21 protein-coding genes are annotated in these 22,506 nt (G+C 58.7%); 5 read left to right on the top strand and 16 right to left on the bottom strand.

The window, feature by feature from the left end:
* Window positions 1-168: 168 nt before the first annotated feature.
* Window positions 169-2,106, top strand: coding sequence for an acetate--CoA ligase (acs, locus tag ACO08A_RS11065; RefSeq protein ID WP_422041120.1), 1,938 nt, complete (start codon window positions 169-171; stop codon window positions 2,104-2,106).
* A 65-nt stretch (window positions 2,107-2,171) separates the two neighbouring features.
* On the opposite strand, the gene ACO08A_RS11060 is transcribed toward acs, so the two are convergent.
* From ACO08A_RS11060 to rplS, 4 genes are all read right to left on the bottom strand, one after another.
* Window positions 2,172-3,521, bottom strand: a complete 1,350-nt coding sequence (locus tag ACO08A_RS11060; RefSeq protein ID WP_422041119.1) for a pilus assembly protein TadG-related protein — start codon at window positions 3,519-3,521, stop codon at window positions 2,172-2,174.
* A gap of 157 nt (window positions 3,522-3,678) precedes the next feature.
* Entirely contained in the window at window positions 3,679-4,236 is a 558-nt protein-coding gene (locus ACO08A_RS11055) for an HNH endonuclease (protein ID WP_422041118.1), read from the bottom strand.
* A 296-nt stretch (window positions 4,237-4,532) separates the two neighbouring features.
* Window positions 4,533-5,945 (bottom strand): 3-isopropylmalate dehydratase large subunit, encoded by a 1,413-nt coding sequence (gene leuC / locus ACO08A_RS11050; protein ID WP_421984395.1) that lies wholly within the window; start codon window positions 5,943-5,945, stop codon window positions 4,533-4,535.
* 247 nt (window positions 5,946-6,192) lie between these two features.
* Window positions 6,193-6,663: a 50S ribosomal protein L19 gene (rplS, locus tag ACO08A_RS11045; protein WP_421980413.1), complete on the bottom strand. Its 471-nt coding sequence runs from the start codon at window positions 6,661-6,663 to the stop codon at window positions 6,193-6,195.
* A gap of 638 nt (window positions 6,664-7,301) precedes the next feature.
* Between rplS and ACO08A_RS11040 the strand changes: the two genes are divergently transcribed.
* Window positions 7,302-8,372 (top strand): helix-turn-helix transcriptional regulator, encoded by a 1,071-nt coding sequence (locus ACO08A_RS11040; protein ID WP_422041117.1) that lies wholly within the window; start codon window positions 7,302-7,304, stop codon window positions 8,370-8,372.
* Between the two features lie 10 nt (window positions 8,373-8,382).
* Here the strand turns inward: ACO08A_RS11040 and trmD are convergent, their stop codons facing one another.
* A complete protein-coding gene (gene trmD, locus ACO08A_RS11035) occupies window positions 8,383-9,093 on the bottom strand; it encodes a tRNA (guanosine(37)-N1)-methyltransferase TrmD (RefSeq protein ID WP_422041116.1) in 711 nt (236 codons plus the stop codon).
* 123 nt (window positions 9,094-9,216) lie between these two features.
* Between trmD and ACO08A_RS11030 the strand changes: the two genes are divergently transcribed.
* Window positions 9,217-9,738, top strand: coding sequence for an antibiotic resistance protein VanZ (locus ACO08A_RS11030; protein WP_422041115.1), 522 nt, complete (start codon window positions 9,217-9,219; stop codon window positions 9,736-9,738).
* On the opposite strand, the gene rimM is transcribed toward ACO08A_RS11030, so the two are convergent.
* The 10 genes from rimM to ACO08A_RS10980 all read right to left on the bottom strand — a co-directional run bounded on the left by rimM (window position 9,684) and on the right by ACO08A_RS10980 (window position 18,852).
* Complete coding sequence (rimM, locus tag ACO08A_RS11025) at window positions 9,684-10,241, bottom strand: ribosome maturation factor RimM (RefSeq protein ID WP_422041114.1); 558 nt, start codon at window positions 10,239-10,241, stop codon at window positions 9,684-9,686. The genes ACO08A_RS11030 and rimM overlap by 55 nt on opposite strands.
* A 47-nt stretch (window positions 10,242-10,288) precedes the next feature.
* The gene (gene rpsP / locus ACO08A_RS11020; RefSeq protein ID WP_421980418.1) at window positions 10,289-10,699 is read right to left on the bottom strand and encodes a 30S ribosomal protein S16; all 411 of its coding nucleotides are present in this window, start codon (window positions 10,697-10,699) and stop codon (window positions 10,289-10,291) included.
* Between the two features lie 18 nt (window positions 10,700-10,717).
* Window positions 10,718-11,041 carry a chorismate mutase gene (locus ACO08A_RS11015; RefSeq protein ID WP_422041113.1) on the bottom strand — a complete coding sequence of 108 codons (324 nt, stop codon included), beginning with the start codon at window positions 11,039-11,041 and terminating at the stop codon, window positions 10,718-10,720.
* Window positions 11,038-12,585, bottom strand: coding sequence for a signal recognition particle protein (gene ffh, locus ACO08A_RS11010; RefSeq protein ID WP_422041112.1), 1,548 nt, complete (start codon window positions 12,583-12,585; stop codon window positions 11,038-11,040). Before ffh ends, ACO08A_RS11015 begins: the two co-directional genes overlap by 4 nt.
* Before the next feature lie 270 nt (window positions 12,586-12,855).
* On the bottom strand, window positions 12,856-13,728 hold the full coding sequence (locus tag ACO08A_RS11005; protein WP_422041111.1) for an isocitrate lyase/PEP mutase family protein: 873 nt from the start codon (window positions 13,726-13,728) through the stop codon (window positions 12,856-12,858).
* 20 nt (window positions 13,729-13,748) lie between these two features.
* Window positions 13,749-15,023, bottom strand: a complete 1,275-nt coding sequence (locus tag ACO08A_RS11000) for a TRAP transporter large permease (RefSeq protein WP_422041110.1) — start codon at window positions 15,021-15,023, stop codon at window positions 13,749-13,751.
* Window positions 15,020-15,514 (bottom strand): TRAP transporter small permease, encoded by a 495-nt coding sequence (locus ACO08A_RS10995; RefSeq protein WP_422041109.1) that lies wholly within the window; start codon window positions 15,512-15,514, stop codon window positions 15,020-15,022. Before ACO08A_RS10995 ends, ACO08A_RS11000 begins: the two co-directional genes overlap by 4 nt.
* Window positions 15,515-15,616: 102 nt before the next feature.
* Window positions 15,617-16,609 (bottom strand): TRAP transporter substrate-binding protein DctP, encoded by a 993-nt coding sequence (gene dctP / locus ACO08A_RS10990; RefSeq protein ID WP_422041108.1) that lies wholly within the window; start codon window positions 16,607-16,609, stop codon window positions 15,617-15,619.
* 259 nt (window positions 16,610-16,868) lie between these two features.
* Window positions 16,869-17,099, bottom strand: coding sequence for a hypothetical protein (locus ACO08A_RS10985; protein WP_306142332.1), 231 nt, complete (start codon window positions 17,097-17,099; stop codon window positions 16,869-16,871).
* A 343-nt stretch (window positions 17,100-17,442) separates the two neighbouring features.
* Window positions 17,443-18,852, bottom strand: coding sequence for a tetratricopeptide repeat protein (locus tag ACO08A_RS10980; protein ID WP_422041107.1), 1,410 nt, complete (start codon window positions 18,850-18,852; stop codon window positions 17,443-17,445).
* Window positions 18,853-19,192: 340 nt separating this feature from the next.
* Here ACO08A_RS10980 and gntH point away from each other — a divergent pair, with 340 nt between their 5' ends.
* Entirely contained in the window at window positions 19,193-20,662 is a 1,470-nt protein-coding gene (gene gntH / locus ACO08A_RS10975; protein WP_422041106.1) for a guanitoxin biosynthesis MBL fold metallo-hydrolase GntH, read from the top strand.
* Between the two features lie 4 nt (window positions 20,663-20,666).
* Entirely contained in the window at window positions 20,667-21,665 is a 999-nt protein-coding gene (locus ACO08A_RS10970) for a CobW family GTP-binding protein (protein WP_422041105.1), read from the top strand.
* 61 nt (window positions 21,666-21,726) lie between these two features.
* On the opposite strand, the gene ACO08A_RS10965 is transcribed toward ACO08A_RS10970, so the two are convergent.
* Window positions 21,727-22,503 carry a DUF6065 family protein gene (locus ACO08A_RS10965; RefSeq protein WP_422041104.1) on the bottom strand — a complete coding sequence of 259 codons (777 nt, stop codon included), beginning with the start codon at window positions 22,501-22,503 and terminating at the stop codon, window positions 21,727-21,729.
* Window positions 22,504-22,506 lie beyond the last annotated feature (3 nt).

Here is a 22,506-nt window from a genome sequence, read left to right as displayed (position 1 = left end):
CACTACGTATTTGAACGCATTAGACCAAGGACTCGGCGACTAAAGGACTAAAGTTTGGTTCTGGACGCCTATGGGGGCGATCAGCATAATGGCCCCCGGCAAACAAACTGGCAGCGGGGAGGATGATGTGTGCCCGCGCCGGTTCATATTGTTTCGGGAGGTTCTCATATGTCAGACTCTGTTTTCCCCGTTCCGGCGGAGGTTGCCGCACGGGCGCATGTCGACAACGCGAAATACCTGGAGATGTACCAGCGCTCCGTGGAAGACCCCGACGGGTTCTGGGGTGAACACGGCAAACGGGTCGACTGGATCAAGCCTTACACGAAGGTCAAGAATACCTCCTACGACTACCACAATGTCTCGATCAAGTGGTTCGAGGACGGCACGCTCAACGTTGCGGCCAACTGTGTCGACCGGCACCTGGCAACGCGCGGCGACCAGCCCGCTATCATCTGGGAAGGCGATGACCCGAGCGAGCACAAGGTCATCACCTACAACGAGCTTTCCCGGGAAGTGAACAAATTCGCCAACGTCCTGCACGGTCAGGGTGTGAAGAAGGGGGACCGGGTCACCATCTACCTCCCGATGATCCCGGAAGCCGCCTACGCGATGCTGGCCTGTGCCCGTATCGGCGCGATCCATTCCATCGTTTTCGGCGGCTTTTCGCCCGACAGTCTTGCCCAGCGCATCGAAGGCTGTAAGTCCGAATGCGTCATCACCGCGGATGAAGGCCTGCGCGGCGGCCGCAAGGTGCCGCTGAAGGCCAATGTCGACAAGGCAGCGGAAAAGGCACCGGTCAAATCCGTCATCGTGGTCAGGCGCACCGGCGGCGATATCAGCATGACGGACGGGCGGGACGTCTGGTATCACGACGAAGCCGCGCGTGTTTCCGACCAGTGCGACCCGGTCGAGATGAACGCCGAGGATCCGCTGTTCATCCTGTACACTTCCGGCTCGACCGGACAGCCGAAAGGCGTGCTGCACACGACGGGTGGCTACCTCGTCTATGCATCCATGACCCATGAGTACGTGTTCGATTATCACGAGGGCGATATCTACTGGTGCACGGCGGATGTTGGCTGGGTCACCGGTCACAGCTACATCGTCTATGGCCCGCTTGCGAACGGTGCCACCACGCTGATGTTCGAGGGTGTCCCGACCTATCCGGGCCCGGGCCGCTTCTGGGAAGTCTGCGACAAGCACAACGTCAACATCTTCTACACCGCGCCCACCGCGATCCGCGCACTGATGGGCGCAGGCGACGAATACGTCACGAAGACATCCCGCCAGTCCCTGCGCCTGCTCGGTTCGGTCGGCGAGCCGATCAACCCGGAGGCCTGGACCTGGTATCACAATGTGGTCGGTGACGGCCGCTGCCCGATCGTGGATACCTGGTGGCAGACCGAGACGGGGGGCATCCTGATTACCCCGCTGCCGGGCGCAACGGATCTGAAACCGGGCTCCGCGACACGGCCGTTCTTTGGCGTCCAGCCCGCCGTCGTTGACGCGGAAGGCAAGTTCCTCGAAGGCGCGACAGAAGGCAATCTCGTCATCAAGGACAGCTGGCCGGGACAGATGCGCACGGTCTACGGTGATCACGAGCGTTTCGTGCAGACCTATTTCGCGACCTACAAGGGGCTTTACTTTACCGGTGACGGCTGTCGGCGCGACGAGGACGGCTACTACTGGATCACCGGCCGCGTTGACGACGTGATCAACGTATCCGGACACCGCATGGGGACGGCGGAAGTCGAAAGCGCCTTGGTGGCGCACCCGCAGGTATCCGAGGCGGCGGTCGTCGGCTACCCGCACGACATCAAGGGCCAGGGCATCTATGCCTATGTCACGCTGATGGAAGGCGAGGAACCGACGGACGAGTTGAAGAAGGAACTGGTAAAGCACGTGCGCGCGGAAATCGGTCCGATCGCGTCGCCTGATCTCATCCAGTTCGCCCCCGGCCTGCCGAAAACGCGTTCAGGCAAGATCATGCGCCGCATCCTGCGCAAGATCGCCGAGGACAGCTTCGATAACCTGGGAGACACATCGACGCTGGCCGATCCGGCCGTGGTCGACGATCTGATCGACAACCGCCAGAACCGCGGATGAGACCCGGAAGCTGAAAACGGAAAAAGCCCGCCGATCTGGCGGGCTTTTTTTGTTGTCGGTGCCGGTTACTGTGACAGGAAGACCTGCTGGATCTTCTTGGCAATGTTCGAGAAAGCCGCGATCAGGTCGTCGGACGAGGTCGCGACGTAGTATTTGCCCTCATCGGCGCATTCTTCCATGACGCGTGCCTGGCTCGAAGTCGTGGCGGTTCCGAAATAGACCGTGTAGATCGTGATCCCGGCATCCTTCATCGCCGAGCACAGGCGCAGTGCGCGCTGTGAAGGCTGACCCGAGTAGCCGCTGCCTGCCTTTTCGATCCAGTAGTCGTTCGTCCCGCTGTAGCACGGACCGTAGTACTTGTTGAAGTTATTGCACTGCGATTGGGTCAGGGTGTGCTTGTCGTAATAGGTGTTGAAGGCACCGTCTGTCATGATCAGTGCGAATTTCAGCACTTCGCTGTTCGAATAGGCTGACGGCTCGGAATCTGTCGGCCAAAGGTCTTTCCAGTTGGGCGACAGCGTGTACCAGCCGATGCCGATGCCTGTCTGGGCAGCGGTGTAACCTTCGGTCTCCAGGTTCTCGATCGCCGTCAGAAGGGTGTCCCGGTTGTCCGTGAGCGGTTCGAGAACCGAATCCGAACAATCCTGACTGCGCCGCGTTCCCGAGCCGTCACCTGCCGGCTCCACTGTGTAGCTGGCGTCGGTGTATTTTTCGTCGCCGTCACGCTCGGTGACGCATCGGGTGCTGATGCCCCCGGTGGCGGCAGACGCGTAGCTGTCCATGTTCACGCCGACGCTGTAGGGAACCAGCGAGATCTTGACCTTGCTCTCCTCGCCGTCTGCGGGAATGAGGATGTTGACCACGGATTCAGCCGCGTCCTTCAGATCGTTGAGCGCCCAGCCCATCGATCCGGTCACGTCGACAACCATCGCCATTTCGACGTCGAAGCGCGAATAGGTCACCTGCGAGTTTGTTCCGAAGGTGAAGGTCTCCGGACCAAACGCAGTCTGACCATATCCGCCGAAATCGATGAAGAGATTGTCCATCGTCGCGGCAGAACTGACGGTAATCAGGCCGTTGTCGGCATCCACGGTGAAGGACAGATTTTCGATCGCCTCATCAAGGAAGTCGGCGTCTGCAAGGTTGGCGTTGAACGAATCCGTGATCACGTCCTTGATCTGGTCGTTCGTCATTTCCTGCGTCGACAGGTCAGTAGCCGCGGCAAGAGCCGCCGCATCAAGCGCGTAGGAAAGTTTCTCGCGCGCGTTCACGACCTTGGACACGTCCACCGCGGCACCCGCCATCACCACTATGATGATGAGCATGATGCCGAAAAGGGGAATAATCGCGCCGTCCCGATCTTTGCGGAACCGTCGGATCAAATTGTAAAAGTACGGAATTTGTTGCTTGCTCATGACTGCCTCACAGCTCTCATGAGACAGTTATTACAGAAAAGTACCTAAATTCTTAAATGAACCTTCGAAAAGAAGTAAAGGATCTCTTAATTCGAACGGCAAAATGCAAACAATCAAGACATGACTTGATGAAACGAGAGTACGAACTCTGCGTATGTTACGGTTCGAGCTCTGTATCCCAATAGAGAAAATCCATCCAGCTTTCGTGGAGGTAGTTTGGCGGAAACCCGCGCCCGTTGTTGTGAAGATCCTGGATCGTCGGCTGAAACGGCATGTGCATCGGCCACATGTTGAGCTGTTTGCACGATTTGTTCGATTTGCGCAGGTTGCAGGGCGAACAGGCCGTAATCACGTTTTCCCAGGTGGTCAGGCCACCCTTTGATCTCGGAATGAGATGATCGAATGTGAGCTCGTCTTTCGAGCCGCAATATTGGCACTGAAATTTGTCACGAAGGAAGACGTTGAAGCGGGTGAAGGCGGGATATCTGCTGGGTTTCACAAAGGTCTTGAGGGAGACAACGCTCGGCAATCGGAATTCGAAGCTCGGACTTCGGACCGCCGCATCATATTCGGCAACGATGTTCACCCGATCAAGAAAGACCGCCTTGATCGTGTCCTGCCAGGACCACAAACACAAGGGATAGTAACTCAAAGGCCGGTAATCCGCATTGAGTACCAACGCCGGATGGGCTCCCGGCGAAACCGCAATCGTCACCTTCCGCTCCTCACACCTGCTCAGTTCTTCCGGTGTCCGGTCAATCGGACAGCGGAATATGTCCTTTTGTGACGGGAGTATTGTAGTGCCGAGGTGACAGTCTTGTGAAGCCCGTGAAATTCATTTCTGGAGGCTGCTGCCGAAACGTGTTTTGCGACCCGAGATTTTTCTTAAAACTATGAATCAGTTAGACAAATCTCGCATATCCGGGGAAAATTATTTGACTTTGGTGAAAAACAACAAGGGCGCCAGCGGCGCCCTTGGAAAATGATTTGCGAACCTTGCGGCAATTCGAATCAATTCGAGGTCCATTCGCGAATATCGACGAAATGACCTGCAATCGCCGCCGCCGCCGCCATGGCGGGAGAGACAAGATGCGTGCGGCCCTTGTGTCCCTGGCGCCCCTCGAAGTTGCGGTTCGAGGTCGAGGCACAACGCTCACCCGGCTTCAGCTTGTCGGCATTCATCGCAAGACACATGGAGCATCCCGGCTCACGCCAGTCGAACCCGGCTTCCTTGAAGATCAGGTCGAGACCTTCTTCTTCGGCCTGCTCCTTGACCAGGCCGGAGCCTGGAACCACCATCGCGTCGACATGGGACGCCACCTTGTGATTTCCGATCACCGCGGCCGCAGCGCGCAAGTCCTCGATGCGGCCATTGGTGCAGGATCCGATGAAGGCGCGGTCAATCTTGATGTCGGTGATCTTGGTGCCCGGCTCGAGCCCCATGTAGTCCAGAGCGCGTTTCTTGGATTCGCGGCGGTTCTCGTCGTCAATCTCTTCCGGATCGGGAACAACCCCTTCAACCGAAACCACATCTTCTGGAGATGAACCCCAGGACACGATCGGAGGCAGGTTGGCGGCATCCAGCTCGACAACCTTGTCGAAATCGGCGTCCGCGTCGGAATGCAGCGTATGCCAGTAGGCCATCGCCATGTCCCAGGCTTCACCCTTCGGCGCCTTGGGGCGGTCCTTGACATAGGCGAACGTGGTCTCGTCCGGAGCAATCAGCCCCGCCCGCGCGCCTGCTTCGATCGACATGTTGCAGACGGTCATTCGGCCTTCCATCGACAGTGACCGAATGGCGTCGCCGGCATATTCGATGACGTAGCCCGTTCCGCCAGCGGTTCCGATCTTGCCGATGATCGCGAGAACAATGTCCTTCGCGGTCACGCCGTCCGGTATCTGGCCATTGACCTTGACCAGCATGTTCTTCGCCTTCTTCTGGATCAGCGTCTGCGTGGCCAGAACATGCTCCACTTCCGAAGTTCCGATCCCATGTGCCAGGGAACCGAACGCGCCGTGGGTCGAGGTATGGCTGTCGCCGCAAACGATCGTCATGCCGGGCAGCGTAAAGCCCTGTTCCGGTCCGACAATGTGAACGACGCCCTGGCGCATATCCAGTTCGGAGTAATACTCGACGCCGAACTCGCTTGCGTTTTTGGCAAGTGTCTCGACCTGGAGAGCGGATTCGGGATCATCGATGCCGTGGCGCCGATCGCTGGTCGGCACGTTGTGGTCGACAACGGCAAGGGTTTTCTCCGGGCTTCGGACCTTGCGGCCATGCATGCGAAGGCCTTCGAAGGCCTGAGGGCTGGTCACCTCGTGGACAAGGTGCCGGTCGATATAGAGCAGCCCGGTTCCGTCCGGCTGCATGTCGACAACGTGATCATCCCAGATCTTGTCATAAAGCGTACGCGCTTTCGCCATCGATCTCTCCTCGTCTGTTTCCAGTGCGGTTGCGCCTGCGTCCGGGCGTCCGCCTTCGGTTTTCTTGCTGGGCAGCACGCCCAGCTTCAAGCATTTCGTAAAAATCTGGCTAGTGAATGGCCCAGGCCGGCAAAAACGTCAAGCGCCACCGGGTTGAGCTGAATTCAACTGAGATTGACCGGTGGTCCGGCAAATGAAAAAGGCGGCCCCGAGGACCGCCCTTTCGGATCTCGTTCGACGCGCCGGATTACTCCGCGGCGTCTTCTGCAGCTGCCTGCTCGGCCTTCTTGGCTTCCGCTTTTGCAGCCTTGGCGGCAGCAGCTTCCGCACGGGCTTCTTCGTTGAGGCGCTTGGAGCGGACATTCGTGTTTTCGGTAATGCGGGCGGATTTGCCGCGACGGTCGCGCAGGTAGTAAAGTTTCGCACGGCGGACCTTGCCGCGGCGGACAACTTCAACGCCTTCCAGCATCGGGGAATAGATCGGGAAGACACGCTCGACGCCTTCGCCATAGGAAATCTTGCGGACCGTGAAGCTCTCGTTGATGCCGCCGCCGGAGCGGGCGATGCAGACGCCTTCATAGGCCTGGGTACGGGTACGGTTGCCTTCAGTGACCTTCACGTTAACGCGAACCGTGTCACCTGGCGAAAATTCCGGAAGCTTGCGTTGTGCTTCGATCTTCGCCATTTCTTCAGCGTTGAGCTGCTCGATGATATTCATGGCATTTTTCCCTTTTCAATTACAAAGCGGCCAGAGCGCTTCCCTGTGATCAGGAAACGGATTTCGCCGACTTTGGGCCATGTTGCATATCAGCCGGTTTGTCTTGGAGACCGGATAAAACACAAGGCCTTCAGGCCCTGACGTCAGATATCAGGAGAAAACGTCACCAGCTTTCGCGGGCGTATACAGCAAAAGACGGGCGATGTCATGTGGTTTTTATGGGTGCCCGGTCCGGGACAAGCGCGGCCCCGTCAAGCAATTCGGAACACCCGGTAAAGATCATTACCGCTTATCACTGTCCAAAAGTGCAATAGTACATACGGGCGTTAAATGCTCGTATTGAAAAGAAAAGCAGCGGCACGAGTGCCGCCGCTGATGCTCAGCATTGCCTAAAGTAATTATTGTCGTGTTTCTTCGGCTTTTTACAACTGAAGAGACAACTTTGGTTGCAATGGTCTCTATATAGCACATTCTTAAAAAAATGTCACGCTGGCATTTACTAATTTAATGTTTTAGGTTTGCTCATTACGGTAAAGTAAGGCGTCCTTACCTTTAGGAAATGTCAATCGATGAGGGATCACTCCGGTTTACTACATAAACTCTATAGTGGTGCTTTGCTCGATGGCGGACTTACTGGTGTGCTTTCGGATCTTGCAACCCTTTATCCCGATCTGCCGATCTCCTATCAAGCCCAATGCGTTTACGAGAACAGGCATTATGACTGCGCGATGTTCAATCATGGCGAGGGCGCGGAATTCGAACTGAGCCGCGCGGTCTCAGCCAATCCGTTTCCGCCGATCGCGCTGCAATGCGATCCATCAGATGTGGTGTACACGGGCGATTTCATATCCACATCGGATGTAGAGAAAACGGACTTCTATCATGAGTTCCTGAAAGACCATGGCGAGATCAACCGGGCTTTCGGCGTCATTATGCATCGCCACGGCAGGGACTCCGCCTTTGTCGCGGCCAACCTGCCCAGAACGATGACGCTCCGTGAAGAAGAACATGTCCGCCACCTGTTCTCATTTCTGCGGCCGCATCTTCAAAACGCCTTCAGCCTGTTGCTGGAACTGGCAAAACGCGACTGTGTCCCGGCCAATACCGGCTTCTGGTTAAATCAGATCCCGACGGCGGCCCTCCTGGTTCTGCCGGATGGCAAGGTCACGCATTTCAACGGACAGGCGGAAACATTCCTGCGGACCAGTCAGCTGATCTACACCGATCGCACGGTTCGCCTCGCCGCGCGAACCCAGGGGCTGCAGAACCAGCTGCACGCCGCGCTGAAAAAGGCGTCCGCCACATCCCTTCCCGTCGGTCCGATACCGATGCAGGCGACAGGCAATGGCGGACCGTTCTTCTTTGTCATGCCTGTCCGGCACAAGGATCAGATACATCCCGGCCTGTCCCCTTTTCTGACGCCGGCCATGCCGCTGCTTGTCACCCTGTTCGACCCTGCAGATGCGCCGAGGCCCTCGCAAAAGATACTGTCCGCCGCGTTCGGCCTGACCGAACGGGAGTGCCTCGTCATTCAGCAGCTGATTTTGGGATTTTCGTTGAAGGAGGCGGCAGACACGTTGCAGATCTCCTACAACACCGCCAGAAATCACCTGGCCAGCGCGACGTCCAAAACCGGAGCGCGCTCGCAGGCGGATATTGTCCGCCGCGGGACGCAGCTTCTCGCCAAGCTCGGTGACGGTCCACCGTAGGGTACGGCCTCTAGTCGACGTCGTCTTCGTCCGCCATGTAGGCATCCCAGAGATCCGGCCGGCGCTCCCGTGTCAGACGCTCTGCTTCGGCCATGCGCCAGTCATGGATTTTGCGGTGGTTTCCCGACGTCAGCACATCAGGAATTGCCGACCCTTCGAAATCGGCAGGGCGGGTATAGTGCGGATGCTCCAGCAACCCTGTTTCGAAACTCTCCGTTTCCGCGCTTTCCATGTTCCCCATGACCCCGGGAATGAGGCGGATAATGGCGTCCAGCATCGTGAGCGCCGCGATTTCACCACCCGAAAGGATGTAGTCGCCAACAGAGACTTCCTCGAGCTGCCGGCTGTCGATGACCCGCTGGTCAACCCCTTCGAACCTGCCGCAGATAATGATCGCACCGGGCCCGGAGGCCAGTTCATGCGCACGCTCCTGGTTAAACGGGCGCCCGCGCGGGCTCATCAGGAGCCGCGGCCGCGGATCGTCCTCGGGCGCTGCGGCATCGATTGCCTTCGCGAGAATATCCGCACGCAGCACCATTCCGGCGCCGCCGCCTGCCGGCGTGTCGTCGACGCTGCGATGCTTGTCTGTCGCGAAGTCGCGGATCTGGCTGGTCTCGACCTGCCACAAGCCCTTGGCAAGTGCGCGTCCCGACAGGCTGTGGCCCAGCGGGCCGGGAAACATGTCCGGATAAAGCGTCAGGATCGTGGTCTTAAAGGGCATCAAGACAACATTAACCTAGAAGATCGAAAATTGCGCCCGCCCGGCGGACAAAAACGTCATGGAAAGAACTGATTAAGCCTGAGCGCGCATGCTGGCAAGAGCGTTTCAATCAGGTCTATTGCCGTGTTCCAGTTTCCCGTTCTGCGTTTGAGAATACCCGCCTTTATCCAGAACAAAGTCGATCAGCACTATCTCGACATTTCGGTCAGCCGTGTCGTCCCGCTCGCCGCGCTGATGACGTTTGGCGTCCTGGTGGGGCTGGTGTTCGAGACCGGCGTGGGGCACCCTTACGACAAGGTCATCCATATCGGCTTTTTCGCGCTTCTCACCCTGTCCATACACGCGCTTTTCTGCTGCCGTCTCAGGATCTCGGCCGTGGTCGCGTTTGGCATGGGGATCGCCGGGGAACTTTTGCAGGGATTCCTGCCCCATCATGCGATGTCGTTGCCCGACCTGGTGGCAAACGGAATTGGCGTGGCACTGGTCGTTGCGCTCATCGCGCTGATACGCTCGGAGGTCACGCAGGCCGTCGAGGATCCCGAAGTGGATCTGAACCTCGGCCGCATGGGACTGCAGCCAATGCCGGTCCGCTACTTGTCCGGCGAAGCTGTCTCCGAGGAGTCCGAACCGTCATCGGAAAAGTAATCCTCGGGAAGGTGGGCCGTCACCTGTCCCCGTGACAGGGACACCTCCGGAACAAAGTCCTTCGTGAACGGAATATAGAAGGTGCGCCCGCGCTTCGGGCGGATTTCCAGAAGGTCACCGGCGCCGAAGTCCTGCACGGCGACGATTTTGCCGAGATCGTTGCCGTCCCGGTCCACGACACTGAGCCCGTTGAGGTCCGAGTAGTAGAACTCGTCTTCTTCGGGTTCCGGCAGCTGATCCCGCCGGACATAGAGCTCCACGCCATTCAGGTCTTCGGCCTGGTTGCGGTTGTTCACGTTCCGGAATTTGGTGACGACGACCGTTTTCTGAACCCGCGCCCGCTCCACCTCGAACGACGTCACGCCGTCCTTGCTGGTCAGAACGCCGTAGTCGGCAAACGAAAGCGGGTCATCACCGAATGGTTTGACCCGCACTTCGCCGCGTATGCCGTGTGCGGCGCCGATCTTGGCCATCAGGACCTTCTGACCGTCATCTGAAGTCATGTCAGCAAGCCCTTTCCGGAACAGTCAGCGCCACCCGGATCCCGGAATTACTCGGCTGCTGCTTCTTCCGCAGCACCTTCGCTCGCAGCTTCCGAAGCTTCGGCTGCAGCTGCAGCGGCGTCTTCTTCGGCCTGGCGCTTGGCTTCAAGACGTTCCTTGGCCTTCGCGCCGAGTTCTGCCTTTTTCGGGTTGTTGCGCGGCTCGCGCTTCAGCAGGCCGGCAGCATCGAGAAAACGGTGCACGCGATCGGTCGGCTTTGCGCCATTGCCGAGCCAGTACTGGATGCGCTCGACGTCGAGCTTGACGCGATCTTCGGAATCCTTCGGCAGCATCGGATCATAGCTGCCGACTTTTTCGATGAAACGGCCATCACGCGGCGAGCGGATGTCGGCAACAACGATACGGTAATACGGGCGTTTTTTGGAACCGCCTCGAGCAAGGCGAATTTTCGTAGCCATTTTGGGTCTCCAGTTTCTTCAGTTGCCGGCTTCTGCGGCAATGGCTTCATGGTGCCGGATCACTTCGCGAACGATGAAGTTCAGGAATTTCTCGGCAAAGTCAGGATCGAGATTGGCTTCTGCGGCAAGCCGCCGGAGCCGCTCGATCTGAATCTTTTCCCGCGCCGGATCAGCCGGCGGCAGGTCGTTGGTGGCCTTCAGAACACCCACTTTCTGGGTGCACTTGAACCGTTCGGCGAGCATGTTGATCAATGCCGCGTCGATATTGTCGATGGAGGATCTGAGAGCCTTCAGCTCGTTGACCGCTTCGCTCTGGCCCAGCTGGGTTTCGGCGTTGCTCATCGCTTCTTGCCTTTCCCCATGCCCGGCAGACCGGGAAGCTTCGGACCGCCAAGGCCCGGAAGACCCGGCATTCCAGGTGGCAGACCCGGGCCGCCCAGACCGCCCGGCATGCCACCGGGCAATCCTTTCGGCAGATCCATGCCGCCCGGAAGCTGGCCGGACTTGGCCATTTCCTCAAGCTGCTTCGGATCGACATCCGGCATTCCGCCGCCGAGACCACCCATCAGCTTGCCGAGCATGCCCTTGCCCTTGCCCATCTTTTTCATCATGTCCGCCATCTGGCGGTGCATCTTCAAAAGCTTGTTGACCTCGGCAACCTGCACACCGGAGCCGGCTGCAATCCGTTTCTTGCGGCTTGCCTTCAGAAGGTCGGGCTTCTGCCGCTCGGACGGCGTCATCGACTGAATGATAGCGATCTGGCGCTTGAACATCTTGTCATCGACATTCGCCGCCTCGATCTGCTTCTTCATCTTGCCGACGCCCGGCAACATACCCATCATGCCGGACATGCCGCCCAGCTTTTCCATCTGCTTCAGCTGTTCGGCGAGATCTTCCAGGTCGAAATGACCTTTCTGCATCTTCTTCGCCATCTTCGCGGCCTGTTCCGCATCGATGGCTTCGGCCGCTTTCTCGACGAGCGAAACGATATCGCCCATACCGAGGATCCGGTCGGCGATCCGCTTCGGATGGAAGTCCTCCAGCGCATCGGATTTTTCACCGGTACCGATGAGCTTGACCGGTTTGCCGGTCACTGCCTGCATGGACAGCGCCGCACCGCCGCGGCCATCCCCGTCCATTCTCGTCAGGACAATGCCGCTGATCCCGACGCGTTCGTCGAAGCTCTGCGCCAGATTGACGGCGTCCTGACCGGTCAGGCTGTCGGCGACAAGCAGGATCTCGTGCGGCTGTGCGGCCGCCTTGACGTCCGCCATCTCGATCATCAGAGGTTCGTCGATGTGAATGCGTCCGGCGGTATCCAGCAGGACGAGGTCATAACCGCCGAGCTTGGCCGCGGACATGGCACGATTGGCAATCTCGACCGGGCCCTGCCCCTCGATGATCGGCAAGGTGTCGACGTCGTTCTGCTCACCGAGTACCTTGAGCTGTTCCTGTGCAGCCGGCCGGCGTGTATCGAGCGAGGCCATCAGCACCTTGCGCTTGTCGCGCTGGGTGAAGCGACGGGCGATCTTGGCGGTGGTGGTGGTCTTACCGGACCCCTGCAGGCCGACCATCATGATCGCCACCGGCGCAGGCGCGTTCAGGTCGATTGGCTGCGCTTCCGCGCCGAGCATTTCCACCAGCTGATCATGAACGATCTTGACGACCATCTGGCCCGGCGTGACCGATTTGACGACTTCGGCGCCGACCGCCCGGCTCCGCACCTTGTCCGTGAAGGAGCGCACGATCGGCAGGGCGACGTCGGCTTCGATCAATGCGCGGCGAATTTCGCGCATTGCTTCATTGACGTCGTTTTCCGACAGCGCACCACGGCCGGTGAGCTTGTCGAAAATTCCGCTTAGTCGATCGGACAGGCTTTCAAACATCAAAGGGTCCTTAGGTCATCGGTTTCGGGATGTCTCCCGAACCATATGGTCAACCGGAACCCAGATCCAACTGCACGGCAGCTCGCAAAGCAGTTTCGCACCCGAGGGCGCATCGCGCTGTCGGGTGTTGACCTCCGGGATCTCTTTACACCTTTTCGGGTCCCGGTCGGCGGTTCTGATTTTCGGTCACTCATATGGAGTTGGCGGCTCTATGCCTTAACGAGTGGCTAGAGTCAAGTTTTGCGCCGCGTGCCGGGATGACGGATCGCGTCAATCCCGTTTCGAGGTCTCGTAGCGCGACGAGGTTTCGTAATAGTCGTTGAAGCCGATCCGGTCCCTGAGTTCGGTGAAATCCATCATCAGGGGCGTTCGGTCGGTATCCGTCTTCAGTCTTGAAAGGGTTTCCGTCATCGCCTGCATCGCGCTCGCCATGAGCGTCAGCGGATAGGCGGCAATCGCGAACCCGATATCCTGAAGTTGCTGGTGAGACAGTTCGGGGGTCTCCCCGCCTTCGACGATATTCGCCATTTTCGGCCCGGGCAGCTCCCGGCAGATCGTCTCCATTTCGGCGACGGTTTTCGGGGCTTCCACGAAGAGGATGTCGGCACCCAGCTCCTTGAAACGCGCGGCGCGTTCGATCGCTTCGTTCAAGCCGTGCTCGTGGCGCGCATCCGTGCGCGCCAGGATCAGGATATCCGCGCCGTCTTCCCTAGCGTCGTTGGCTGCCCGGATGCGGTCGAAGGCCTCATCGCGCGAAACGACGGCTTTTCCCGGTGTGTGGCCGCAGCGTTTGGGAGACAGCTGGTCTTCGATCATGATGGCGGCGGCCCCCGCCTTGGCGAACCCGGCAACCGTCCGGCGCACATTCATGGCGTTGCCGTATCCCGTATCGCCATCGGCGATGACCGGAAAGTCGACCGCATGGGTGATGTTGCCGACATGATCGAGAACCTCGCCATAGGACATCAGCCCCAGATCCGGTTGCCCGATGCGGGACGCCGACGCCGCGAAGCCCGACATGAAGGTGAGGTCGAAATCAGCCTGCTCGATCAGCTTGGCCGACAGCGCATCGAAGCAGCAGGGCATGACATGCAATCTGTCCGTTGCAAGCAGGTGTCTGAGTTTGTCGGCCTGGGACGGCATTCTGACCTCGTGAAGGCAATTCAGAGTTTGAACGGAATATAAAGCGCAAGATCGGTCCACATATAGAGGATCACGACGGAGAGCAACATGAGCGCGAGAAACGGCAGAACCCCGCGTGACACGTCGGCAAGACTGGATTTCGCCACCGACTGTATCACGTAGAGATTAAGCCCCACCGGCGGCGTGATCAGGGCGCACTCGACCATCACCACCATGTAGACACCGAACCAGATCGGGTCGAAACCGAGCGCCATGGCTGCCGGCAGCAGGACCGGTGTCATGATCAGCACCATGGAGAGCGCCTCGAACACAAGCCCCATGATCAAGAGCACCACCGAGACCACAAGGATGAAAGCCAGCGGCGTGTCGATGTTCTGACCGATGAACATCGAGATTTCCTGCGGGATCCGGTAGAGCGTGATCGCCTTGCCGAACACTTTCGCTCCGGCAACGATCAGAAGGATCGCGACCGTCGTGACCATGGAATCATAGGCGGCTTCCTTGAACCCCTGCCATGTCAGCGTCCTCAGGACGAGACCGGTGATCACGAGCGCAACCGCAAAGCCGATGGCCGCCGCCTCCGTCGGCGTGGCGATGCCGGTATAGATCACCCCGATGACGAACGCTGCCAGCACCACCGAAGGCAGGGCCCGGAGCGAACTCCAGAACCGTTCTTCCGCGCTGGCCGCGGTTTCGGCCGTGTGCCCGCCGAACCATCTCGCGTGGATCATCGCAAACGCGATGAAGAAAACCACCAGGAGAATGCCGGGTCCAATGCCGGCGAGAAACAGCGAGATGACCGACTGTTCGGTGACGAAGCCGTAGACGATCATCGGGATTGACGGCGGGATCAGGATGCCGAGCGTACCGCCGGCGGCCAGCAGGCCATAGACGAAGCGGCGCTCATAGCCGCGGCTGATCATTTCCGGGATCGCCACTGTTCCGATCGTCGCGGCCGTCGCGACGGAAGAGCCGGAAATGGCCGCAAAAATCCCGCAGGAAATGATCGTTGCGACAGCAAGACCTCCGGGCCAGTGGCCGACCCAGGCATGCACGGCGGCAAAAAGGTCCTTTCCGACCCCGCCCTTCAGGAGGATGTTCGACATCAGCAGGAAAAGCGGCACGGCGAGAAGAATGAACCCGTCCAATGTGGAAAGGATCGCCTGCGGCGCCATCAATGGCGAGAACCCGCCGAAAAGCAGCAGAGCCAGCCCGAGGCCTCCCAACGTGAAGGCGACCGGCACCCGAATGAGCAGAAGCGCGAACAGCGCAACCAGGATCAGGACTGTGGTCATGAGGCGTGCCCGCCCTGCGGCGCGGCGCCTGCGACCGCCTTGCCAAGTTCGATCACGGCCTGGATGAACAGCAGTGCGAAGCCGACCGGTATGGCAAGTTCCGACACCCAAGTCGGCAGATCCAGCATCGATCCGGTGGTCCGGCCGCGCTCGAAGGAATCGTAGAAGATGCCGCCCCCCTTCCAGGCGACAACCGCACTGAAAAGCGCGATCGCGGTCATGGCCAGGACACGGCAGGCCCGTTGGGCCGTTGCGCCGAGCCGCTCGGTCACCGCGTCGACCGCGATGTGCTGATTGGTTTTCAGCAGCCAGGGCATCCCGATCATGCTGCCCCAGATGAGACAGAGCTGGGAGAGTTCCGCCGCCCAGATCGTCGGCGCGACGAACAGGTAGCGGGCGCTGACCTCATAGGTCAGCATGCACCCGGCGAGAATGAACAGGAACGCTGCGGCTCCTGCAAGCACCCGCAGGACAGCGTGGAACGCTTTCATGGCTTGAAATGCAATCTTTGCTTTCGGGAAGGATCAGGCGGAAATCGGGTGCCGTGGCCACACCGCCTCGCGAGAAGACGGCGTGGCCGAACCCGTTTGATTTTAAAGGCCTTTTGCGGCTTCCATCACGGTTTGGCCCAGCGCGCCCGCCTTTTCGGAATAGGTGTCATAGACCGGCTGGCTGACGGCCTTCCACGCCGCGATTTCGTCCGCTGTCGGCTTGTAAACGGTCATTCCGTTTTCCTCGGCCGCCGCATAAGCCGCCGCCTCGATTTCGGCCATGCGGTTGCGCACGTCGTTCTCGGCCTTGAGCGCTGCCGCCTGGATCACGGCCTTCTGCTCCTCAGGCAGCCCGTTCCAGAAATCGGTGTTCACCACGACAATGAATTCGATATCCGCGTGGTTGGTCACCGAGATCGTATCCATCACCTCCCAGAGCTTTCTCGATTTGACGCCGGAAACGCCGGTCATGCCGATATCGACCGTGCCGCGCTGATAGGCAAGATACTGTTCGGAACCGGAAATCAGCGTCGGCGCACCGCCGGCTGACGTTACGAAGTCGCCGAGTGTCTTGCCGAACACGCGGACCTTCTTGCCCTTCATGTCTTCCGGCGTCTTCAGCGGTCCGCCCTGGGACAACATGATCGCACCGCCATAGGCCTGCCACCACAAAACGGTCGATCCGGTGTCCTTGATGGCTTCGTCGAGCGGCGCGCGCACAGGCGATCCCGGCGCGACCGCGGCCCGCACCTTGTCTTCCGTGTCGAACAGGAACGGCTGGTAGAAGATATCGACGGCGGGAATGTCGCCGACATAGCGCGTGAGGGAGGCGACGCCCATCTCGATTGCGCCGGATCCGACCGCCGCAGGAACTTCCTTGTCCTTGTAGAGCTGCGCCGAATCGTAGATTTCAACGGCGATGTCGCCATTCGAGTTCTTTTCAACCTCTTCCTTGAACAGCAGAAGGTTCTGGCCGAGGTGGCTCTTGAGCGGCAGCTGCAGGGAAATACGCAAGGTCGTGTCTGCCGCAAAGGCAGCACCGGTCGAAAGGCCAAGCGCAACGGCTGCGCCCAGGGCCCAGGCAAGTGATTTCATGATGTCCTCCCATTCTTATGCCCGCAGTCTTGCAAACGACCCGATGGAGGTCAACAAGGCAACTCACGGGAAGGGATGACGAAAACTCACCAATAGATTGAGCTGGAACGGCCCGGATCACCGGACAAACGAGGGACAGGTGACAGCGGCCTTGCAGAAACACGAAAACCACTGCCGGTGTGACCGTACCGGCAGTGGTCTTTATCAGGCAACCCCGCTGCAAGTGCAGCTTACGGGGGGAGGATCGCCCGAAGCCGGATTACGGCTGAACCGCTGCGAATTCAGCCGGATCGAGCAGGTTGTCCTGATTCGCATCCGCAGCCTTGAAAACGTCTTCCGACATATCCGGAACGACTGCCGTGACTTCATCGAAGCTCACGAAACCGTCCTGGTTGCTGTCGATCGTCTCAAATGACACGCCCTGTGCAAGCGCTGCTGTAGACGCCGTGAAAGCACCGATGAGAAGAGCAGCGGTAAGACGTTTGGACATGTTTAAACCTCCAAGTGTTGGTTCTCGCCGGATTGCCCGTCCCGTATCATGGGGAAGTCGGTGCACCCGGCTTGTGTTCCGTCCATCCGCCAGGCCCCTGCGACCTGCCGAACCGGAACAGGAAGAACTCTGATCCGCGATCACGACCGGCAAAGGGCTGCTCTTGGGAACATTCGCGGCATTGTTGTGGCCGGGAAGCGTATTCAGCCATAGGTCAGTCATATTGAAGACATCATTCAAAGTTTTCGGCAAGAACTTGGCTTCTAACTAGAAATAAACTGTTGAATAATATTTACAATTTCGAATAAAAATACTTTGTTTTTGCGTAGTTGATCAAGCGCCGCTATGACTTGCCGTCATCGCGGATGCCGATACCGGCGCGTTCATAGCCGTTTTTTTCCAGTCTGGAGTAGATGTCGGACGCAAATTCCTTTTGGGCAAACATCTTGTCGAGAACGAACGGAACCGGAAAATCCGGCCAGGTTGTGCGCAAGTCACGCACAGCGTTGGCCGCGGCTCTTGTGTTGCCAAGGTGGTCATGTGCTGCGGCGAGAAAAATGAGCGAAGGAGCTGAGACCGGTGCCCCGGCTGCCGGAGCAGTCTCGAAGGCATCAATCACCGTGTCGTAGTTTCCCAGCATGTAATTCGCCACACCCCAGATGTTCGGTGCGCCAAACCGCCCTTTTCCAAGACGCAGGCGTTCCGGATCGGATGCTTTTGCGGCCCGGGCCCCGTCTCCAGCCAGTATCGCAACGACCCCGTCTATATCGAGAATGTATCCATCATCGGGCATCAGACCCACGGCAATGTTGGCATGTTTGCGGGCTGTCTCGCTTCCACCGGACATGCTCGCGATCCATGCCGTTGCTCCGTGTGCACGTGCGCTGGTCGGCCCGAGTTCCCTGGCCCTGGAGGCCAGGGAGGCTGCCTGCTGCATCAGGTCGGTGCTCTGCATATCGTCCTTGGCAAGGAAGGCCAGTGTGGCAAGAGCCTGGGCCTTGCCGGCATACCCATCGGGCAAACTCGGGTCTAGCGCAATTGCGCGGTCAAAGAGACTTATCGCAAGACGTTGGCGCTCCGCGTCGAACACGGGAAAAAGCAGTCCGCGCGCCTGCTCTGCCAGGTTCATCGACTGTACCGACACCGGGGACTTTTCCATCAAAGCGGAGCGCACGGCGACCTGCGGATCCGTAACCGGCGCGGGAACGACCGGCGGTGTTGCGCCCTGCTGGAACAGAAAGACGCCACCTGCGACCAGCGCGACGACAACACCCGCGACTGTCGCAAATCTCAATGGAGGTGCGGAGCGCACGAACACGGAGGCTGTGTTCTCCGTAACGGGTGTGGCTTGATTTCCGGCGTTGGCAGCCAGGTTGGTATCCTCGCGCAGTTCGAACCGGGGAACATAGGTTCCCGCATCAACGTGGATACGAATGTTCTCATCTCGGCCGCTGCCTTCGTAGAACTGATCCAGAACGCGTCTCAGGCGACGCGCTTCCACGCGCACGATGTTGTCCGACGCATTGCGTCCGTCGAGCGCACGGCCATACACATCGGCTGCAATGGTCTTGCCCCTGATCTGGTCGCCCCGTCCGGCCAACCGCTCTTCGACGATGTAGCTCAAGATCTGTTTCAGACGCGGTGAGGACGCGAGCTCTTCGCTTGAGATGACCGCGTGGAGCGCATCGCGAACAGCCTTCGGATTGCAATCGGCCGATTGCTCAGATCCTGTGCTTTTGCCCTTCGCTGGCATTGCCGTCTCACCCACGTTTCACGGTGAGTCACTTGGCCCGGCGCCGCGGCCGAACTCTACTCAGCGTGTTGCCGATCAGCGTAGCGCAACGGAGCACATCGTCAATGAAGTTCGTCCACCGAGACCTGCCTGAGCAGGCGACAGCGATAAAAAAACGCCTTCAGACGGACGTGCACCTGACGGAGGCTTGTAAAGACTACGAATGTCTGTGTTCGCGACTTGCATGTGGTGCCATCGACAGCACGGAAGCCTCTCAGATCAACGAAATACTTGTGGAGCTGCGCGCGGAGATCCTCCGCCGGGTTTCACGGCCCCAGAGACCGGAGGAAAGGTTCACGAAATGAGTGATCACACCAACGACGACGACCGCAAAACCGACAATGAGACGGAAGAGAACCAGGTTGAAAATCCGAGCAGGCGCAGCGTCCTGAAAGGAATGGCAACCGGTGCGGCGGTAACCGGCGCGGCAACGGTCGCCTCTGAAGGAGCACAGGCCCACTCGGGCGATGGACCGCTGGGGGAGGCTCTCAAGAACCCCTATGGCGGCCGCCCGGCAGGTGGTATTTCGCTTCCCGAGTACTTCCGACCGACAAAATACATGACCGGCTCGAATGCCAACTATTTTCCCTTGTCCGAAGAACTCGGCCCGGACGAAATGCGCATATCCTTTTGCGGGTCCACGCCCTACCCGCCGAGAGAAGACCAAGCCGGAACATGCATCATGGTCGAGCTTGGAAATGGCAAGAGGTTCTTTTTCGACTTTGGCTCCGGATGCGTACGCAACATTATTGGCATGCAGGTTCCCGGCCAGCTGATCAACGATATTTTCATTACGCACCTCCATGTCGACCACTACGCCGACATTCCTTACATCTATCCCTTCCGCGCCTGGTCCGGCGGCTATACGCCTTTGCGTATCCACGGACCCTCCGGCCGCACGCCCGAACTTGGCACCCAGGGCATGGTCAACGGCATGCAGCAGATGATGAAATGGCACCTCGAAGCCTTCGATGTGTTTCCGATCGGCGACGGATATGAAATCGAGGTCAATGAGTTCGATTATCGCGAAGAGGGCGGCATTGTTTACGATCAGGACGGTGTTGTCATTCGGAGCTGGCCGCGTAGTCACGCAAAGGACGGTGCCGTCGGCTACCGTCTCGACTGGAATGGCCTGAGTTTCGTTTGGACCGGCGACGGCCGCCCGGACGAACTTTCACGCAAGTACGGTGAAGGCGTCGATGTGTTTGTTACAGAAATGTCCGGCCAGGACATCGGTCAGCTCATGACTTACAAGTATGGTCTGCCGCAGGAACTGTTCAACTACACCATCGATACACACCACACATCGCATTACGCGGTCGGAAAACTCTTCGCCGACACGCGCCCGCGCCTGGGCATGGTCACGCACTACACCCAGGACGAAGATATTGATGCTGAAATGCTGGCAGGCATTCGTGCCCACTATGACGGCCTCTTCCAATGGGGACTTGATGTCGCGGTCGTCAATGTTACCAAGGAAGCTATCTGGTACCGGAAGGCTACACTTCCCGGCAAGTCAGGGACAGTTCCGCCGTTCCGCGAACTTGCAGCAGCTGAAGAAGCTGGACGTATTTCGCTGCCCGACGAAGTCGTACTGCCTGAGCCTCGCTCGTCTAGGGCCGAGCAACAGGATCAGAAGTACCGGGACATGGAGATCGATCCCAAGGAATACTATCCGGCAGATGTTTTCCGTGAGCCCGGAACCCAATGGCCGTCTGGTTTTTCAATCAGTGTCGATGACGTGATCCCTAACCGGAAGAAACCGGAGTAGGACCATGATCGAGTTTGGAGAAAAATCTGCGGTGCCGGTGACAATCCTGACCGGCTTCCTGGGGTCCGGAAAGACGACCTTGCTCAACCGGATCCTGACCGGACATCATGGACTGCGCGTTGCCGTCCTCGTAAACGACTTTGGATCCATTAACATCGATGCCGACCTTGTCGTCGGCATCGAGGACGATGTCATGAGCCTTGCCAACGGGTGCGTGTGCTGCTCCATCAGGGATGATCTGATTGAAACTGTCGAACAGGTTCTGGCGCGAGACGAGAGACCGGAATACATCATCCTGGAGGCCAGCGGCGTCTCGGACCCGTCCTCGATCGCAATGACATTCACGGATCAGAAGTTCCGCAACTTGATCCGCCTGGACAGCATCGTGTGTCTGGTCGACGCGGAACAGATTTTTGCTGCTCCGGAACAGATGGAACTGAAGCTCCGTCAGATCGCATTCTCGGACATGGTCATCCTGAACAAGGTCGACCTGGTCGACAGTGAAACGGTGGCTGAAGTTCATAAGTGGCTCGGTTCGCGCTTCAAACGCTACCGGCTCGTGGAAGCGGTCAACGCGCAAGTCCCGCTCGATATTCTTCTGTCGGTCGGGCGGTTCGCGGAGAGCCAGCTTAAAGATGCGGATCACCATGTTCATGGACCGGGGTGCGGATGTCCTGAGCACCAACACGAGGACATCGAAGAACACTCGCACGCGGCGCAGTTTGCAACGACGATGGTGCGATCGGACAGGCCGCTGCGATTGTCAGCCCTCAAAAGCGCCGTCAAACAATTGCCGGGGGGTGTTTACCGGATGAAGGGATTTGTCTTCAGCGAAGAAGATCCCGATCATCGCATTATTGTCCAGGTCGTAGGCAAGCGGATCGACATCGCACGGGACGAAGCGTGGGGGGCGCGGCAACCGGAAAGCCGTTTGGTGGCGATTGGCGCGCCGGGCAGCGTTAGCGAGGACACTTTACGGTCCATGATTCTTGAGGCTGCATAAGTCGGTTTGTATCCCGAAAATTCACCTATGCCTGGAAACGTCCGGTAATGCGCACAAGCAATCAGGCAGACACGAAATCTGTTGTGTGAGCTGCCCTGGATAGCTCTTCCTTGTCCCTCTGGTCTCGTTTCCGCCGCGCAACCGCATACCGTCCGCGCGGGTGCGGTTCGCTGTGCACTGTGTCGGTGAAACGATCCCAGGGGAACATGGCCGCCACGCTCTCGGCCTGCTCGATATAGGCCACCCGTTTTTGGTCTTGCTTGTAAAGCTGTCGCGGGAGGAGTTGTATTTGTGCAAGCGGCACGTTGAAGGGCAGTCGAATTTCGCGGCCGGTTTCCGTAATGCGTAGGTTCACGAAAATCGGGCATGGTTTGAATTCGTCGGTCTCGACAATGCCCTCGTAGACCTGGAAGGGTCCGCGCGGGACATTGGCGGGTGCACGCACCAGGACACTCCATCCCGGCGCGGTTTCAACGAAGTGACCGGTAAATATCTGGAGGGTGCCCGGCAACGGAACGGGCCTGAGAAACGCCGGGAAATGGCGCTTGAGAGTGCCCGGTGCGAGGTTTTCCCATTCCTTCTTGAAGCCGTCATTCAGGTACTCGCTCTTCACAAGTACCCATTCACCATCAAGATACGCATAGACGATATCCTCGCTGACCGTCAGCGTCAGCGTTCTGGGCGGATAGACATACCAACCAAAGGAAGAGGCGGTGCGCATGGCCTCGCAGTAGCGAAACGCATCCGTGGGCATGCTGCCATAGGCGGACGGATCGGCAGGTATGATCGCCGGAACCTTTTCGAAAATCTTGTAAAACGTGATCAGGGGTTCGGACATTTG

It is taken from the genome of Roseibium sp. (assembly GCF_965232425.1).
GTDB lineage: Bacteria > Pseudomonadota > Alphaproteobacteria > Rhizobiales > Stappiaceae > Roseibium.
This window is presented reverse-complemented; position numbering and strand designations above follow the sequence as displayed.

Bases quoted from the DNA above. Each gene is read 5' to 3' on its own strand.
- acs (WP_422041120.1), top strand. From the start codon at position 169: ATGTCAGACTCTGTTTTCCCCGTTCCGGCGGAGGTTGCCGCACGGGCG.
- ACO08A_RS11060 (WP_422041119.1), bottom strand. From the start codon at position 3,521: ATGAGCAAGCAACAAATTCCGTACTTTTACAATTTGATCCGACGGTTC.
- leuC (WP_421984395.1), bottom strand. From the start codon at position 5,945: ATGGCGAAAGCGCGTACGCTTTATGACAAGATCTGGGATGATCACGTT.
- rplS (WP_421980413.1), bottom strand. From the start codon at position 6,663: ATGAATATCATCGAGCAGCTCAACGCTGAAGAAATGGCGAAGATCGAA.
- trmD (WP_422041116.1), bottom strand. From the start codon at position 9,093: ATGCCCTTTAAGACCACGATCCTGACGCTTTATCCGGACATGTTTCCC.
- rimM (WP_422041114.1), bottom strand. From the start codon at position 10,241: ATGACTTCAGATGACGGTCAGAAGGTCCTGATGGCCAAGATCGGCGCC.
- rpsP (WP_421980418.1), bottom strand. From the start codon at position 10,699: ATGGCTACGAAAATTCGCCTTGCTCGAGGCGGTTCCAAAAAACGCCCG.
- ACO08A_RS11015 (WP_422041113.1), bottom strand. From the start codon at position 11,041: ATGAGCAACGCCGAAACCCAGCTGGGCCAGAGCGAAGCGGTCAACGAG.
- ffh (WP_422041112.1), bottom strand. From the start codon at position 12,585: ATGTTTGAAAGCCTGTCCGATCGACTAAGCGGAATTTTCGACAAGCTC.
- ACO08A_RS11005 (WP_422041111.1), bottom strand. From the start codon at position 13,728: ATGCCGTCCCAGGCCGACAAACTCAGACACCTGCTTGCAACGGACAGA.
- ACO08A_RS11000 (WP_422041110.1), bottom strand. From the start codon at position 15,023: ATGACCACAGTCCTGATCCTGGTTGCGCTGTTCGCGCTTCTGCTCATT.
- ACO08A_RS10995 (WP_422041109.1), bottom strand. From the start codon at position 15,514: ATGAAAGCGTTCCACGCTGTCCTGCGGGTGCTTGCAGGAGCCGCAGCG.
- dctP (WP_422041108.1), bottom strand. From the start codon at position 16,609: ATGAAATCACTTGCCTGGGCCCTGGGCGCAGCCGTTGCGCTTGGCCTT.
- ACO08A_RS10985 (WP_306142332.1), bottom strand. From the start codon at position 17,099: ATGTCCAAACGTCTTACCGCTGCTCTTCTCATCGGTGCTTTCACGGCG.
- ACO08A_RS10980 (WP_422041107.1), bottom strand. From the start codon at position 18,852: ATGCCAGCGAAGGGCAAAAGCACAGGATCTGAGCAATCGGCCGATTGC.
- gntH (WP_422041106.1), top strand. From the start codon at position 19,193: ATGAGTGATCACACCAACGACGACGACCGCAAAACCGACAATGAGACG.
- ACO08A_RS10970 (WP_422041105.1), top strand. From the start codon at position 20,667: ATGATCGAGTTTGGAGAAAAATCTGCGGTGCCGGTGACAATCCTGACC.
- ACO08A_RS10965 (WP_422041104.1), bottom strand. From the start codon at position 22,503: ATGTCCGAACCCCTGATCACGTTTTACAAGATTTTCGAAAAGGTTCCG.